Annotated in this window: 10 protein-coding genes; 4 read left to right on the forward strand and 6 right to left on the reverse strand. The window is 62.7% G+C overall.

Going from position 1 to position 14,563, the window contains the following annotated elements; all coding sequences use genetic code 11:
- Positions 1-13: 13 nt before the first annotated feature.
- Positions 14-925 (reverse strand): LysR family transcriptional regulator, encoded by a 912-nt coding sequence (locus KHO33_RS04240; protein ID WP_200561474.1) that lies wholly within the window; start codon positions 923-925, stop codon positions 14-16.
- A gap of 192 nt (positions 926-1,117) precedes the next feature.
- On the opposite strand from KHO33_RS04240, the gene KHO33_RS04245 reads away from it, so the two are divergent.
- The 3 genes from KHO33_RS04245 (at position 1,118) to KHO33_RS04255 (ending at position 3,242) form a co-directional block, all read left to right on the forward strand.
- Entirely contained in the window at positions 1,118-1,696 is a 579-nt protein-coding gene (locus KHO33_RS04245) for a YceI family protein (protein ID WP_054034886.1), read from the forward strand.
- Positions 1,697-1,766: 70 nt separating this feature from the next.
- Positions 1,767-2,672: an NmrA/HSCARG family protein gene (locus KHO33_RS04250; protein ID WP_200561475.1), complete on the forward strand. Its 906-nt coding sequence runs from the start codon at positions 1,767-1,769 to the stop codon at positions 2,670-2,672.
- 39 nt (positions 2,673-2,711) lie between these two features.
- The gene (locus tag KHO33_RS04255) at positions 2,712-3,242 is read left to right on the forward strand and encodes a carboxymuconolactone decarboxylase family protein (RefSeq protein ID WP_054034888.1); all 531 of its coding nucleotides are present in this window, start codon (positions 2,712-2,714) and stop codon (positions 3,240-3,242) included.
- Positions 3,243-3,329: 87 nt separating this feature from the next.
- Here KHO33_RS04255 and KHO33_RS04260 read toward each other — a convergent pair whose 3' ends face one another.
- Positions 3,330-3,941 (reverse strand): TetR/AcrR family transcriptional regulator, encoded by a 612-nt coding sequence (locus KHO33_RS04260; protein WP_054034889.1) that lies wholly within the window; start codon positions 3,939-3,941, stop codon positions 3,330-3,332.
- Positions 3,942-4,120: 179 nt separating this feature from the next.
- On the opposite strand from KHO33_RS04260, the gene KHO33_RS04265 reads away from it, so the two are divergent.
- Entirely contained in the window at positions 4,121-5,155 is a 1,035-nt protein-coding gene (locus KHO33_RS04265; protein WP_200561477.1) for a saccharopine dehydrogenase family protein, read from the forward strand.
- Positions 5,156-5,178: 23 nt separating this feature from the next.
- Here the strand turns inward: KHO33_RS04265 and KHO33_RS04270 are convergent, their stop codons facing one another.
- From KHO33_RS04270 to KHO33_RS04285, 4 genes are read right to left on the reverse strand one after another with little or no spacing between them, the layout of a single operon-like run.
- Positions 5,179-6,660, reverse strand: coding sequence for an efflux transporter outer membrane subunit (locus KHO33_RS04270; RefSeq protein ID WP_407946157.1), 1,482 nt, complete (start codon positions 6,658-6,660; stop codon positions 5,179-5,181).
- Positions 6,657-9,974: an efflux RND transporter permease subunit gene (locus tag KHO33_RS04275; RefSeq protein WP_200561481.1), complete on the reverse strand. Its 3,318-nt coding sequence runs from the start codon at positions 9,972-9,974 to the stop codon at positions 6,657-6,659. Before KHO33_RS04275 ends, KHO33_RS04270 begins: the two co-directional genes overlap by 4 nt.
- A complete protein-coding gene (locus KHO33_RS04280) occupies positions 9,971-13,102 on the reverse strand; it encodes an efflux RND transporter permease subunit (RefSeq protein WP_200561483.1) in 3,132 nt (1,043 codons plus the stop codon). The genes KHO33_RS04275 and KHO33_RS04280 overlap by 4 nt, the downstream gene beginning before the upstream one ends.
- Before the next feature lie 15 nt (positions 13,103-13,117).
- Positions 13,118-14,371 (reverse strand): efflux RND transporter periplasmic adaptor subunit, encoded by a 1,254-nt coding sequence (locus KHO33_RS04285; RefSeq protein ID WP_200561485.1) that lies wholly within the window; start codon positions 14,369-14,371, stop codon positions 13,118-13,120.
- Between the last annotated feature and the right edge of the window lie 192 nt (positions 14,372-14,563).

Consider the following 14,563-nt stretch of genomic DNA (forward strand, 5'->3'; position numbering starts at 1 on the left):
CACGCGCGCACTTCTATCGCCCTGACGGGCTTGTCATCGCCTTGTCCAGTTTCTCCAAAAGAAACTCAGCGAAGACCGCTACCGCAGGCGGCACCGGTGGGCGGCTCGTGTAGACGAGCTGCAGACCAAGGCCGGTGCCGGCGCGCCGATAGGTCGGCAGCACGCGCACCAGTTTCCCCTGCGTGATGATTGGCTCAACGATTAACTGCGGCAGCAGCGCAATGCCTAGTCCTGCTATACACGCCTGCGCCAGCACACGCATGTCGTTGACTGAGAACCGGCTGTTGATCGACACCTCCTGACTACCCCGTGGACCCTGCAGACGCCACGTGCTGCGGCCCTGGCGATTGGAAATCGTCAGACAGTCGTGTTCGGCCAGTTCGCGCAGCGTGCGTGGTGCAGCACGCCGTTCCAGATAGGCCGGACTCGCCGCGAGGATCATGGCACTCGGCGCCAGCCGACGTACCTTAAGGCCACTACGGCTCTCAATGCCCATGCGCAAGGCCAGATCGACGCGCTCGGCGATCAGATCGGTAGGCGTATCGTCGAGCAGAAAATCGACGCTGATGTTTGGAAAGCGCGCGTAGAACTCGACCAGCCATTCCATGCGAAAGAATTCGAACAGGCCGGCCATCGCGGTGACGCGAACCGAGCCGGACGGTGTCTGCTCGTCTGCATGGAGTCGACCGATCTCGAAGATCTGATCAAGCGCCGGCGCATAGCGTTCGAACAGCGCCTGACCTTCCGTGCTCGGCGCGAGCTTGCGAGTCGAGCGATGCAAGAGACGTGTGCCGAGTTGCCCTTCGAGTTGATCGATGCGGCGGCTCAGCGTATTTGCCGGCATCTGCAGACGCCGTGCCGCCTCCGAGAAGCTGCCGGCGCGGACGACCTGAACGAACATCGCCAGATCATTCAGATCGAGCATGACATCTCTCCATAAATGGATTAATCAAATCCGATTTTACCATCTAGTGTGAAGCGCCTTTAATCCCCATACTTGGCATGTCACACAGGAAGCGGCCGTAAAAAGCCATTCTCCTGCTCCACTCTACGGTGGCATTGCATATCCCCGATACCGCGCACGGGCGCGGCAACTTAATGATTCAAGGACATTGATTTGAAGAAGCATCTGATGATTGCGGCTGGTGCACTCGCCGCCTCACTGTCGTTTTCGGCCTTCGCAGACGTATCGACATACCAGCTAGATCCGGAACACACGTACCCGAGTTTCGAGGCCGACCACATCGGCGGCCTGTCGGTCTGGCGTGGCAAGTTCGACAAGTCACAAGGCACGGTAACGCTCGACCGCACTGCGGAGACCGGCACGGTTGAAGTGACGACCGGCATCGCGTCGATCCACACGGGTAGCACGAAGCTCGACCAGACCCTGCAGTCGGACCAATTCTTCGACGCATCGAAGTTCCCGGAAGCGACCTACAAAGGCACGATCAAGTTCAAGGGAGACAAGCCGGCCACTGTCGTCGGCAATCTGACGATGCATGGCGTGACCAAACCGTTGACGCTAAAAATCGACTCGTTCAAGTGCATGCCGCATCCGATGCTGAAGCGCGAAGTGTGCGGTGTCGACGCAGTGGGCGAATTCGATCGCAGCGACTTCGGCGTCGACTTCGGTAAGGCGTACGGCTTCAGTATGAAGACCAGGCTGCTCATCTCGGCCGAAGCACTGAAGCAGTAATCCCATCGGACCGCTGCGCTCGCCGCGTGAGCTGGCACCGTCCCAACAAAATACCCCATGGAGAACAACCATGTCGAACACCCAGAAGCTCATCGCTGTAGTGGGCGCAACCGGCCAGCAAGGCGGCGCCGTTGTGCGCGCGCTGCAGGCGAGCGGTCAATTCAAAGTGCGCGCGTTGACGCGCAATCCGGGTAAGCATCCGAAGCTGGGCGACGAAGTCGTTCTGGCGGATTTCAATCGTCCGGAAACGCTTAAAGCCGCATTTGCCGGAGTACACGGCGTTTTCCTGGTGACCAATTCCTGGGAAGCACAAGATGACGAGCCCAAGCAGGCGCTCGCCGCAGTCAACGCAGCGAAAGACGCCGGCGTACAGCACTTCATCTGGTCGACGCTCCCCAATGTGGAGACGATCAGCGGCGGCACGATCAACGTCCCGCACTTCACGGTCAAGGCGAAAATCGAACCCACCGTGAGTGAAGCCGGATTCCCGTATCACACGTTCGTGATTGCGCCGTTCTATTACCAGAACCTGATCGGCCTGATGGCTCCGCAGAAACAGGCAGACGGCGCCGTGGGTTGGGCGCTGCCGCTTGATCCGGAGCGGCGCGTCATCCACATGGGCGACATCACGGAACTCGGTCGCCTCGTGGCCGGCGCGTTCGCGCAACCGGAACTCGTGGGGCACGGCGAACATTTGGCACTGGTCGGCGATTTCCTGAGCTTCAACGAGATCATCGCCAGTCTGAATCAACAAGGAAACAAGCTCTCGTTCAAGCAGGTCCCGCGCGAGGTTTTTGCCGGCTGGTTTCCGCACGCCGACGGTATCGCGGCGATGCTCGCCTACTTCGAGGCGCACACCTATCTTGGCTCGGATTCGCGCGACGCTATCGCACTTGCCAACAAAGTCGCCGGGCAGCAGCCGACGAAGTTTGCCGCATGGGCCAAGGCGAACTTCGCGATCCCGGCAGGCACGTGAACGAAGTGCCCTGATCAAACTACGAACGAGCGAGTAGCCATGAGCCGAATTCCTACCCACACAATCGAAAGCGCGCCCGATGCGTCGCGCCCGCTTCTGCAAAAGATTGCCCAGTCTGCGCCGACGGGACGTCCCCTGAACCTGCATGCTCAGATGGCGCATTCTCCGGCGGTGCTGGCGGCGTACGCATCGCTGCGCGCCGTAACCGCCGAGCACGGCACCCTGGATCCGAAGGTGAGCTGGGCGCTCAATCTCGCCATTGCGGCCGCGGTCGGGAACGACTACATGATTGGTATCGCCAGTCGATTCGCCGGCATGAGCGGTTGGGCCGAAGCGCAGATCGCCGCGCTGCGGAAAGGCACAACGACGGGCGACGCCAAGGTCGACGCGCTGACCCGCGTGGTCAGGGAAGCGACTGCCAATTCGGGAAACGTCGCCGACGCCACGTGGAAGGCCGCTCAACAAGCGGGCTGGAGCGATGAACACCTGACGGAGGCATTCGCGTTCCTTGGGCTGACGATGTTCACGGGCTACTTCCTCAACTACGCGCAAACTGATTCGGATATCTGAACAGGCACGTCATCGATAGCAGCAAGATGCCTGCGGGGCGCCACATGATTGTCAGCCCCCATACTCCGTTCGGACCCAATCGTCCGCTCAGCCAGGATTGTCCGCAACCGAGATCAGCGCAAGCGCCGCCGGCACGAGCGGCTGCGCTGCCTCCTTGTTTGCCAACTGTCCGTAGACGTAGGCACCATCGATAAGAAGCGCGATCTGGTTGGCCAGATTGTCCGGCCGGGCAACGCCGATTTGCTTCGCAAGCGCACCGAGGCGGCGGCGCAACTCCACCTTATGCCGGAGGGCCACCACCCGCGCGGGATGATCCGGCGCCGGAAACTCTGTTGCCACATTGAGAAAAGGGCAGCCGCGGTATTTCGGCGCGGCGATGTCACGAGCGATCCACTTGAGGTGGGCCGTGATCTCATCTTTCGGGGCGTTCCGGTGGCGCGTCGCGGTCTTGTCCCAATCGGCCCAATAATTCGCGTCGTCCCGCTCGAGCACCGCAGCGACAAGATCGTCCTTGGTTGTGAAGTGCCGATAGAGACTGGTCTTCGCAACCCCTGAGCGTTCGACGACGAGATCGACGCCGACGGCCCTGACACCCTCCCGATAGAACAACTCCGCCGCCGTATCGAGTATGCGTTCCCGGACGCTGGCGGAACTCGTGGCTCCAGCTTCTTTTGCTGCGGTAGGTGTGCCTCTGCTCATGGCAAGTCCTCTTGAGAGACGGAATCTTTTTGCTTACCGGCTACTGTACCAACATATCCCTTGACACGCTACAGATCTGTACTCTAATCTACAAAAAAGATACCGATCTGTAGCGTTGTTGTCTTGCCAAGCTGCTGTCCCCCCATTCGAAGAAACACCATAACAACTGGAGGTCTGCAATGCCGTCGAATCAAACCGTGGCCGTCTTCGGCGCCTACGGCCACACCGGCCGCTTCGTGGTGTCTGAACTGGTCAGGCGTGGCTGGAGACCTATCCTCTCCGGGCGCGATGCCAGCAAGCTGAACGCCCTCGGCGCCGCTTCCCCCGGGCTGGACATTCGGCCCGCGTCGGTAGATGACCCGGATTCTCTCGACCGGGCGCTTGCAGGTGCTGCCGCTGTGATCAATTGCGCCGGCCCCTTCGCCAGTACGTCCGCGCCGGTGATCGAAGCCGCGTTGCGCGCACGGATTCCGTATCTGGACGTCGCGGCGGAGTTAGAGGCCAATCTGGATACGTTCAAGCATTACGCTGAACGGGCGCGCGAGACGGGCGTCGTGATCGTGCCGGGGATGGCATTCTTCGGCGGCTTGGGCGATCTTCTCGCCACGGCGGCAATGGGCGATTGGACGGCAGCGGACGAAATCTGCATCGCCTATGGGCTCAGCAGCTGGAAGCCGACGCTCGGCACAAGGGCGGCGGGCCAGGTTTCGCGGCAGCGTAGAGAGGGGCGGCGACTTGTCTTTACGAACGGGCAGATGGTGTTCCGCACGGACGCAGCGCCGGTTGGCGAATGGCAGTTCCCTGCACCGCTCGGCACGCAGCCGGTTATTGGCGAATTCACGATGGCGGATACGGTGACGATCGCGCGCCATCTGAAGACACCCGAGATTCGCTCGTACATGACGGCGGTGGCGGTTAAAGACCTGCTGGAGCCGGATGCGTCGCCGCCTGTCGCGGTCGACGAGAACGGACGCTCCGCGCAAACCTTCCTGGTCGACGTTGTCGTGCGCTCGGGCGGCAATGAACGTCGCGCATCGGCAAGCGGTCAGGATATCTACGCAATCAGCGCGCCTCTGGTGGTTGAAGCAGTCAGGCGCGTCGTCAATGGGCTGGTCCATGGGGCAGGCGTCTTCACCGCCGGCGAAGCCTTCGACGCGCGTGATTTTCTGGAGTCACTGCGTCATCAGGAGCATCTGGCATTGGAGATGCCGTGAACGGTGCTCCTGCTTTCAGGCGCTCATTGTGACGCTGCCTGCCTGTCCGGATGCCGCGGATCATGTAGCTGATCTGCCGACCAGCCGCCGCCCAGATCGCCGAATAGCGAGGCGGCGTCCAGTAAGCGCGTCTCCTGAACATTCAGCGCGGTCTGCTGAGTGGCCAGCTGTGTGGCCTGCGCGGTTGCCACGGTCGTGTAGTCCACCGTACCGGCCTCGTACTCGTTGAACGCGATCTCGGCGCCGCGGGTCGCATCTTGCACAGCCGTGTCCAGAACGACCGACTGCTCGGCCAGGATTCGCAACCCGGACAAGTCGTCTTCAACGTTCTGGAACGCCGTCAACACCGTGCCCCGGTAGTTGGCGACGGCCGAGTCGTAGGCAGCCTTTGCCGCGTCGACATCGGCACTGCGCAAGCCGCCGTCGAAAAGCGTTTCGGTGGCGCTGCCGCCGAGCGACCAGACGTAGTTAGCCACATTGAAGAGACCGGACAACGGCGACTGCGTGAGCCCGGCCAGCCCGGAAAGGGAAATCTCCGGGTAGTACGCCGACACCGCCACGCCAATCGCCGCGTTTTGCGCAGCCATCTTGCGCTCGGCGGCGGCGATATCGGGCCGGCGTTCGAGCAGCGTCGACGGCACGCCGACGGGCACACCCGGCAGTGTCGGCATCGTGGTGCTGTGCGTAATCGACAGCTCTTCCGGATTTTTGCCCACCAGCACGGCAATCGCGTGTGCGTCCTGAGCGCGCGCCACGCCGAGAGCGATCAGATTGGACTGCGCCGTTTCGAGCTGGGTGCGGGCAGAGATCACGTTGGACGGCGGGACGGTGCCCGCCTGATCCTGGTCCGACACGACATCCAGAAAGTGTTGGTAGGCCACGACAGTCTTCTGCAGAAGGTCGATATTGGCGTCGCTGGTGCGCAGTTGGATGATCGCCGTGGCCAGCGCCACCTGCTCGGAGAGCGTCGCATTGGCGAGCGTCGCTTCGCTCGCTTGCGCCGTCGCGGCGTTTTCTTCGATCGTGCGCCGCACCTGGCCCCACAGATCAGGCGCCCAGCTGACGTTGCCTTCGAGCGAGGCCGAGTTGACCACTCGGGCGGTATTGCCGACCGAGCTGCGCGCCTTGGTGCCCGAACCGGTTGCGCCGATGGTCGGGAACAGGCCGGCACGCGCCGCCCGCACTTCTGCCAGCGCTTCCTGATAGTTCGCGTAGTCCGCGCGCACGGTCTGGTTCGACACCGACACCAGCGGTTCGAGCTGGTCCATCAGCGGATCGTTGAAGGCCGTCCACCAGTCGCCCTTCGGTTTGTCAGCAGCGGGCTCGGCTTGCGTCCAGCCCGGCAACTCCGAGTAGGTGGCGGCCACGTTGACTTGCGGCCGGTGGTAGTCCGGGCCGACCATGCAGCCGCTGGCCAGCAGGGCCAGCGTCGCGACGGCCAGCGGCCGAAGCGGGCCAAAGCGACCAAGGCGGTCAAAGCGGTTACGGGAAATCTTCATCGTCATGCCCTCGTATCCGGTTGTCCGGGTTGCTGCGCGTCGCGATTCCATGGCAGGTTGGCGGACCATCTGACCAGCTTGGAACGCAAGCGGTCGAGGTAGAGGTAGATCACCGGCGTCGTGTACAAGGTAAAGACCTGACTCAGGATCAGGCCGCCCATCACCGTGATACCGAGCGGTTGCCGCAGCGAGGCGCCCTGGCCAATACCGATGGCGAGCGGCACCGCGCCGAGCACGGCCGCGAATGTGGTCATCATGATCGGCCGCAGACGGACCACGGCGGCCGAGTGAATCGCGTCCCTTGCCGGCATGCCTTCGGTGCGCTGCAAATGAATCGCGACGTCGACCATCATGATGCCGTTCTTCTTGACGATACCGATCAGCAGGATGATCCCGATCAGCGCGATCACTGAGAACGGAGTGCCGAAGATCAGCAAGGCCAGCGTCGCACCGATTCCCGCTGACGGCAGTGTCGACAGGATGGTCAGCGGGTGGATCGAGCTTTCGTACAACACGCCGAGCACGATATACACCACGCCGAGCGCGGCCAGGATTAGCAGCGGCACTGTTCCCATGGACTGCGAGTAGGCCGCCGCCGCGCCGGCGAACGAGCCGTGGATGCTGGCGGGCATGCCGATCTCGCGGATCGTGTTGTTGATCGCCACGCCCGCCTTGCTCAGGGTACCGCCCGCTGGCAGGTTGAACGAAATCGTCCCGGCCACGAGGCCGCTCTGGTGGTTCACCTGTGTTGACGTATGGCTGTTCGAGAACGAAGCCAGCCCCGCCAGCGGCACCATGGTTTCCGCCGACGTGCTGTCCGCACTGCCGGTCGAACTGCCGCCCTTGCTGTTGGCAATGCTGTTGGTGGTCGCGTTGGCTTGCGCGTTCGAGTTGAGCGCATTCGTGGTCGTGGTGGCACCGGCTTCGGTCGCGACGGTCACGCCCGAGACCGTGGCACCCGGCATCTGCGTGGCCGCCGTGCCGGTGGCGTTGCCCGACGCTCTGCTCAGGTAAATCTGGTTGAGCGCTTGCGGGTATTGCCAGTAATCCGGCGCCACCTCCATCACCACGAAATACTGGTTGAGCGGGTTGTAGATGGTCGACACCGTGCGCTGGCCGAACGCGTCATACAGCACGTTGTCGACCTGGTTCGGCGCGAAGCCGTAGCGCGCCGCCGTTGAGCGATTGATGGTGACGTAGGTCTGCAGACCGTTTTGCTGCAAGTCCGAATTCACGTCGAGCAACTGCGCGTGCTCCTTGCCGAGCGCGGCGACGAGCAGCGGTGTCCACTTGAACAGCGCGGCGGAATCGTCGCTGGTGAGCGTGTACTGATACTCGGCGGCGGATTGCCGTCCGCCGATTCGCAGATCCTGCTGTGCCTGGATAAAGAGCCGGGCGCCCGAGACCGCATTGAGCTTGGGCCGCAGGCGGTTCACGACCTCGGTGGCCGAAGCGTGGCGTTGGGCTAGCGGCTTGAGTTCGATGAACACGTTCGCGGTATTGAGCGCGCGGCCGCCCGTAAAGCCCGCTACCGAGGCCACGGCCGGATCTTTCTGCACGATCTCCTGCAATTGCGTGAGCTTCTTTTGCATCGCCGGAAAGGAGATGCTCTGGTCGGCGATGATCTGTCCGATCAGGATGCCCGTGTCCTGCTCGGGAAAGAAGGTGGCCGGCACCAGCTTGAACAGAAACACGTTGCCCACCAGCAGACCGATCAACAGCAGGATGACCAGCAGCGCATGGTCCAGTACAGCGGTGAGCGAGCGCGCGTAGGCATTCTTGAAGCGATCGAACTGTTTTTCGACCCATATCGCCCAGCGCGCTTTCGAATGCCCGGCGTTGTCGCGGCTCAGCACGTAGGCGCACATGGCCGGCGTGACCGTCAGCGAAATCACCAGCGAAATCAGGATGGCGACGGAGAGCGTGACCGCGAACTCATGGAACAGCAGGCCGACCACACCCGGCATCAGCATGATCGGGAGGAACACCGCGATCAGCGAGAGGCTCATCGAGATCACCGTGAAGCCCACTTCGCCGCTGCCTTTCAAGGCGGCCTCTTTCGGACTGAGCCCCAACTCCATGTGACGCACGATGTTTTCCAGCACCACCACCGCATCGTCGACCACGAAGCCGGTGCCGATGGTCAGCGCCATCAGCGAAAGGTTGTCGATGCTGTAGCCGAGCAGGTACATCGGCCCGAAGGTGCCCACGATCGAAAGCGGCAGCGCGACGGCCGGCACCAGCGTGGCGCGCGGCGATTGCAGGAAAATAAACACGACGCCCACCACCAGCAGCACGGCGATGAACAGCGTGCGCTCGGTGTCGCCCACCGACGCTCTGACCGACTCCGAGCGGTCGATCGCGATGCCCACGTGCACACTGCTCGGCAGCGTCGCCTCAATTGAGGGCAGGACCTTGCGGATCTGCGCGACGGTGCTCACAACATTGCTGCCGGGCATCGGATACACGATCACAAGGATGGCGGACTTGCCATTGAAGAGCCCGGCATTGCGGATATTTTCGTTCGAATCCCTGACCTGGGCCACGTCGCGCAACTGGACCGGCGCGCCGTTGCGGTAGGCGACCACCAGGTCGCGATACGGCGCGGCATGCGTGATCTGGTCGTTGGACGTGACCACGTAGCGCTGGTCGCCTTCGTCGAGATGGCCTTTCGCGCTGTCGGCGTTGGCGGCGCTGATCGCCGCGCGCACGTCTTCCAGGCCGATGCCGTAGCTGTTCAGTTTGCCCGGTTGCAATTCCACGCGTACCGAAGGCAACGCGCCACCGCCAAGCGTGATCTGACCCACCCCCTGAACTTGCGAGAGTTGCTGCTGGATCACCGAATCCGCGGAGTCGTAGAGCTGTGCCTTGGTGAGCGTGTCCGAGGTCAGCGAGAGCACCATGATCGGCGCATCCGCCGGGTTGTACTGGCGATAGCTCGGGTTGCTGCGCAGCGTGGTCGGCAAATCGGCGCGCGCCGCCTGGATGGCCGCTTCGACGTCGCGCGCGGCGCCGTTGATGTCGCGCTTCAGGCCGAACTCGACCACGATCAACGACGAGCCGACGGAGCTGGTCGACGTCAGTTCTTCAACGTCGGCAATCGTGGCGAGCCGCCGCTCGAGCGGCTCGGCCACCGTGGTGCCCATGATCTCCGGGCTCGCGCCCGCCATGTTCGCCTGCACCACGATGACCGGAAAGGCGATATTCGGCAACGGCGCAACCGGCAGCCGGAAGTAGGCGAGCGCCCCGGAGATCAGGATCGCGACGGCCAGAAGCGTGGTCGCGACAGGCCGCCGGATGAATAACGCCGAGATGTTCACGGCGTTTCCTCCGCACCGCCAGGAGGCGAACTCTCCGGTTTATTGCGGTTGCGCCAGCGTCTCGTACGCTCGGCCATTCTGTCGAAGAACAGATAGATCACGGGCGTGGTGAAGAGCGTCAGCACCTGGCTTAACATCAGACCGCCGATGATCGCGAGCCCCAGCGGCCGGCGCAATTCCGAACCCGTGCCGCTGCCGAGCAGCATCGGCAACGCGCCGAGCATGGCGGCGAGGGTGGTCATCAGGATCGGGCGGAAACGCAGCAACGAAGCCTCGAAGATCGCCTCGCGCGGCGGCTTGCCGTGATTGCGTTCGGCATCCAGCGCGAAGTCCACCATCATGATGGCGTTCTTCTTGACGATACCAATCAGCAGCACGATACCGATAATGCCGATCACATCCAGGTCGCTGCCGGCGATCATCAGCGCGAGCAGCGCGCCGATACCCGCCGAGGGCAGCGTGGAAAGAATCGTCACCGGATGGATGAAGCTCTCATACAGCACGCCGAGCACGATATACACCGCCACCAGTGCCGCGACCAGCAGATAGACTTCGCTCGACAGCGAATCTTCGAATGCCTGGGCCGCGCCCTGCAGCGACGAGGTGATCGACGGCGGCAGGTTCACCGACTGCTCGGCTTGATGGATGGCCTTGACGGCGGTGCTCAACGAAGCATCTTTCGCGAGGTTGAACGAGATGGTGACCGATGGGAACTGCGCCAGATGGCTGATCACGAGCGGCGACTTGGTGATCTGGATCTTCGCGATACCCGACAGCGGCACCTGGCCCGTGCTGCTGGTCTGACTCGGCAGATACAGGTTGCCGATCGACTGCACGTTCGGCAACGATTCCGGTTTGGCGACGAGAATCACGCGGTACTGGTTCGACTGCTCGAAGATGGTCGAGACGATCCGCTGGCCGAGCGCGTCGTACAGCGCGTTGTCGATCGTCGCGGGCGTAATGCCGAAGCGCGCCGCCAGTTGCCGGTTGACTTCGACATTCACACTGAGACCGTCGGTATTCATGTCGCTTTGCACGTCGGCAAGCGACGGAATCTGCTTCAGCTTCGCTATCAGTTCCGGCACGTACTTCTGGAACGCCTGCTGGCTCGGTCCGCGCAGCACGAAGCTGTACTGGTTCGGCGAGACCGTCGTGTCCAGCGTCAGATCCTGCTCGGGCTGCATGTAGAGCCTGACGCCCGGCACATTGGCGACTTCCTGCTGCAGACGCCGCGCCACTTCCTGCGCCGTGTCGGAACGTTTGTCGCGGTCGCGAAGATTGATCAGGAAGCGGCCATTGTTCAGCGTCGAGTTCGTGCCGTCGATACCCACGTAGGAGGTCAAAGAGACGACATCCGGGTCTTTCAGGATCGCGTCGGCGAGCGCGCCCTGGCGTTTCACCATCGCGGCGTACGACACCGAGTTGTCGGCCACGCTAATACCCTCGATCACGCCGACGTCCTGCACCGGAAAGAGGCCCTTCGGAATCACCACGTACAGGATGCCGGTCAGCACGACGGTGCCGATGGCCACCACGAGCGTCAGCACCTGGTGATCCAGCACCCAGCGCAGCCCGCGCTCATAGGCGCCGAGCGTTTTGTCGAACAGGCCCTCGCTGATGCGCTCAAAGCGGCTCGGATGACGGTCGGCCTGCGCGCGCAACATGCGCGCGCAGAGCATCGGCACTACGGTCAGCGAGACGATTGCGGAGATCACGATGGTGACGGCTAGCGTCACCGCGAATTCGCTGAACAGACGCCCGATCACGCCGCCCATGAAGAGCAGCGGAATCAGCACGGCAATCAGCGAGATGGTCAGCGACAGAATCGTGAAGCCGATCTGGCCCGCGCCTTCCAGCGCGGCCTCGAGCGGTGTCTTGCCTTCCTCCAGATAACGCACGATGTTCTCGATCATCACGATCGAGTCGTCGACCACGAAGCCGGTGGCGATGATGAGCGCCATCAGCGAGAGGTTGTCGATCGAGTAGTTCAACTGGTACATCACAGCCAGCGTGCCGATCAACGAGACCGGCACCGAAATGCTCGGAATCAGCGTGGCGGGCACGTTGCGCAGGAATACGAAGATCACCGCGACCACCAGTACGATGGCGAGAATCAGCTCGAACGCCGCGTCGGAGACCGACGAGCGGATCACGCCCGTGGTGTCCGACACCACGGTCACTTTCATGCCGGCCGGCAGCGTGGACTCGAGCTGCGGCAGTTGCTTCATGATCTGGTTGACGGTCGCGATCACGTTCGCGCCCGGTTGCCGCTGCACGTTGAGCACGATCGCCGGCGAGCCGTTGTACCAGGCGCCGCGCTCGACGTCCTGAGCGGCCTGACTGACCCGCGCGACGTCGCGCATGAACACCGGGGCGCCGTTCTGATAGGCGATCACCGTGTCCAGATAGTCCTTCGGATCGGTGATCTGATCGTTGCCGTTGATCGTGTAATCGAGCTCCGGGCCGTCGAAATTGCCCTTCGGCTGACTGACGTTGACATAGCTGAGCAGTGTGCGCAGATCGTCGATGTTCAGGCCATACGCGGCCAGCTTGTGTGGGTCCGCTTCCACGCGGATCGCCGGTACATTGCCGCCGCTCGTCGTGACCACGCCCACGCCCGACACTTCGGAAATCTTGGTGCCGAGACGGTTGTTGGCGACGTCTTCAAGCTGGGTCAGCGACATCGATTTCGACGTGACCGCGAGCGTCAGGATCGGCTGGTCGGCCGGATTGACCTTGGCATATGTCGGCGGCGCCGGCAGACCGGAGGGCAGGTAGCTGTTGGAGGCGTTGATTGCCTGCTGGACGTTCTGTTCGGCGATGTCGAGGTTCAGCGACAGATCGAACTGCAGCGTGATGACCGACGCGCCGTCCGAGCTATACGACGTCATCTGTTGCAAGCCGGGGATCTCGCCCAACTGGACTTCGAGCGGCGCCGTGACCGTGGTGGCCATCACGTCCGGGCTCGCGCCCGGATAGAACGTCTGCACCTGGATGGTCGGATAGTCGACGTTGGGCAGCGACGAAACCGGCAGCACGCGCATAGCGACGAGGCCCACCAGCACGAGGGCGATCATCAGCAGCAGCGTGGCTACCGGTCGAAGAATAAACAGGCGGGAGATGTTCATCGGCGCGTGAGCTTGCTACGACGAAGCAGCATTGGCCGACGCCGCTGCTGGCGCGGACCCGGCAGCGGGTTCGGACGCGGCAGGCTCCGCGGCGGCGCCGCTGGCCGACGCACTAGCTGCCGCGGGCTTCGGCTTGGCCGGCTGGATTTTGGCGCCGTCGTTCAGGCGGTCGGTGCCGTCCGTGACCACCTGGTTGCCCTGCGAGAGGCCGGACAGGATGACCGTGTTCTTGCCGTCGCTCGGGCCGAGCTTGACCTTGTGTACTGAGACGGTGTTGTTCGCGTTGACCAGATAGACGAAGTCGCCCGGCGCGCCGGTTTGCACGGCGGGCGTTGGCACCAGCACGGCATTCTGCATCGTATCGACCAGCAGCTTGACGTTGACGAACTCGTTGGGGAACAGCGCTTCGTCCTGGTTGGCGAAAGTGGCGCGTAAGGTGACGGTGCCGGTCGACGTGGCCATCTGGTTGCTGACGGCGTAAAGCGTGCCGGTGGCAACCTCGCGCGCGTTGTCGCTGGAATAGGCGGTGACCGGCAAGGTGGCGCCGCCATTCAGGCGCTGCACGATGGAGGCCAGTGCGTCTTGTGGCACCGTGAACTGCACGGTCGTCGGCTTGATGGTGGTGATGACGACAATCCCCGTCGACGATGACGCCGTCACGTAGTTGCCCGGGTCCACGAGGCGCAGACCGACCTTGCCGGCGACCGGCGCGGTGATGTAGCAATAGGCCAGGTCGAGGTCGAACTGGGCGATGTTGGCGAGATCGGCCTGGACTGCAGCCTCGTCCTGCTGCACCAGGAATTGCTGATCCGCAAAGGTCTGCTGGGCGATCGACTTGCGCTCGTTCAACTGCGTGAAGCGGACCAGATCGGCACGCGCCTGGGCCAGCGTTGCGCGGTCTTTGGCGAGTGTCGCCTGAGCCTGCTGTTTGCTGATCTGATACTGGCGTGGATCGATCTGGGCAAGGAACTGGCCTTTCCGTACTTCCTGGCCTTCGTGATAACCGACGGCAGTGAGGTAGCCGCTTAGCTGCGGCAGCACGGTCACGGTGGCGGTCGGCGTAACCGTGCCGAGTTCGCTCAACGTGACTGGCATCGAACCGAGTGTAGCGCTCGCTACAGTGACGACGATGGGTGCGACGTCGCGCGTGGGTTTCTTCTGGGTCAACAGGTGAACAACGACAAGCGCGACTAGCGCCAGCACGACAACCGCAAACAGAATGAGCCCGCGTCGGGAGCGCTTGGGTTGCTTGGACACGGCTTCGCTCATAGGTATCTCCGAAAACAGATGCTGCCGTTGATGATCGGACGGGGAGTCATTCTCTGCCGGGATGTTGGGAACATGCCATGGTTCTCGCGCGTTGTCACAACCCAACGACTGTTTGGACTGCTGTTATCTAATTGCAAGCAAAGCGGACTGCGCAAAATGCATAACGTCTTGACCGGCACATGGCGATGTTAT

Origin of the sequence: Paraburkholderia nemoris (assembly GCF_905221015.1) — a bacterium.
Lineage (GTDB): Bacteria > Pseudomonadota > Gammaproteobacteria > Burkholderiales > Burkholderiaceae > Paraburkholderia > Paraburkholderia nemoris.

Coding starts and splice junctions, on each gene's coding strand:
- KHO33_RS04240 (WP_200561474.1), bottom strand. CDS start 925: ATGCTCGATCTGAATGATCTGGCGATGTTCGTTCAGGTCGTCCGCGCC.
- KHO33_RS04250 (WP_200561475.1), top strand. CDS start 1,767: ATGTCGAACACCCAGAAGCTCATCGCTGTAGTGGGCGCAACCGGCCAG.
- KHO33_RS04255 (WP_054034888.1), top strand. CDS start 2,712: ATGAGCCGAATTCCTACCCACACAATCGAAAGCGCGCCCGATGCGTCG.
- KHO33_RS04260 (WP_054034889.1), bottom strand. CDS start 3,941: ATGAGCAGAGGCACACCTACCGCAGCAAAAGAAGCTGGAGCCACGAGT.
- KHO33_RS04265 (WP_200561477.1), top strand. CDS start 4,121: ATGCCGTCGAATCAAACCGTGGCCGTCTTCGGCGCCTACGGCCACACC.
- KHO33_RS04270 (WP_407946157.1), bottom strand. CDS start 6,660: ATGACGATGAAGATTTCCCGTAACCGCTTTGACCGCCTTGGTCGCTTT.
- KHO33_RS04280 (WP_200561483.1), bottom strand. CDS start 13,102: ATGAACATCTCCCGCCTGTTTATTCTTCGACCGGTAGCCACGCTGCTG.
- KHO33_RS04285 (WP_200561485.1), bottom strand. CDS start 14,371: ATGAGCGAAGCCGTGTCCAAGCAACCCAAGCGCTCCCGACGCGGGCTC.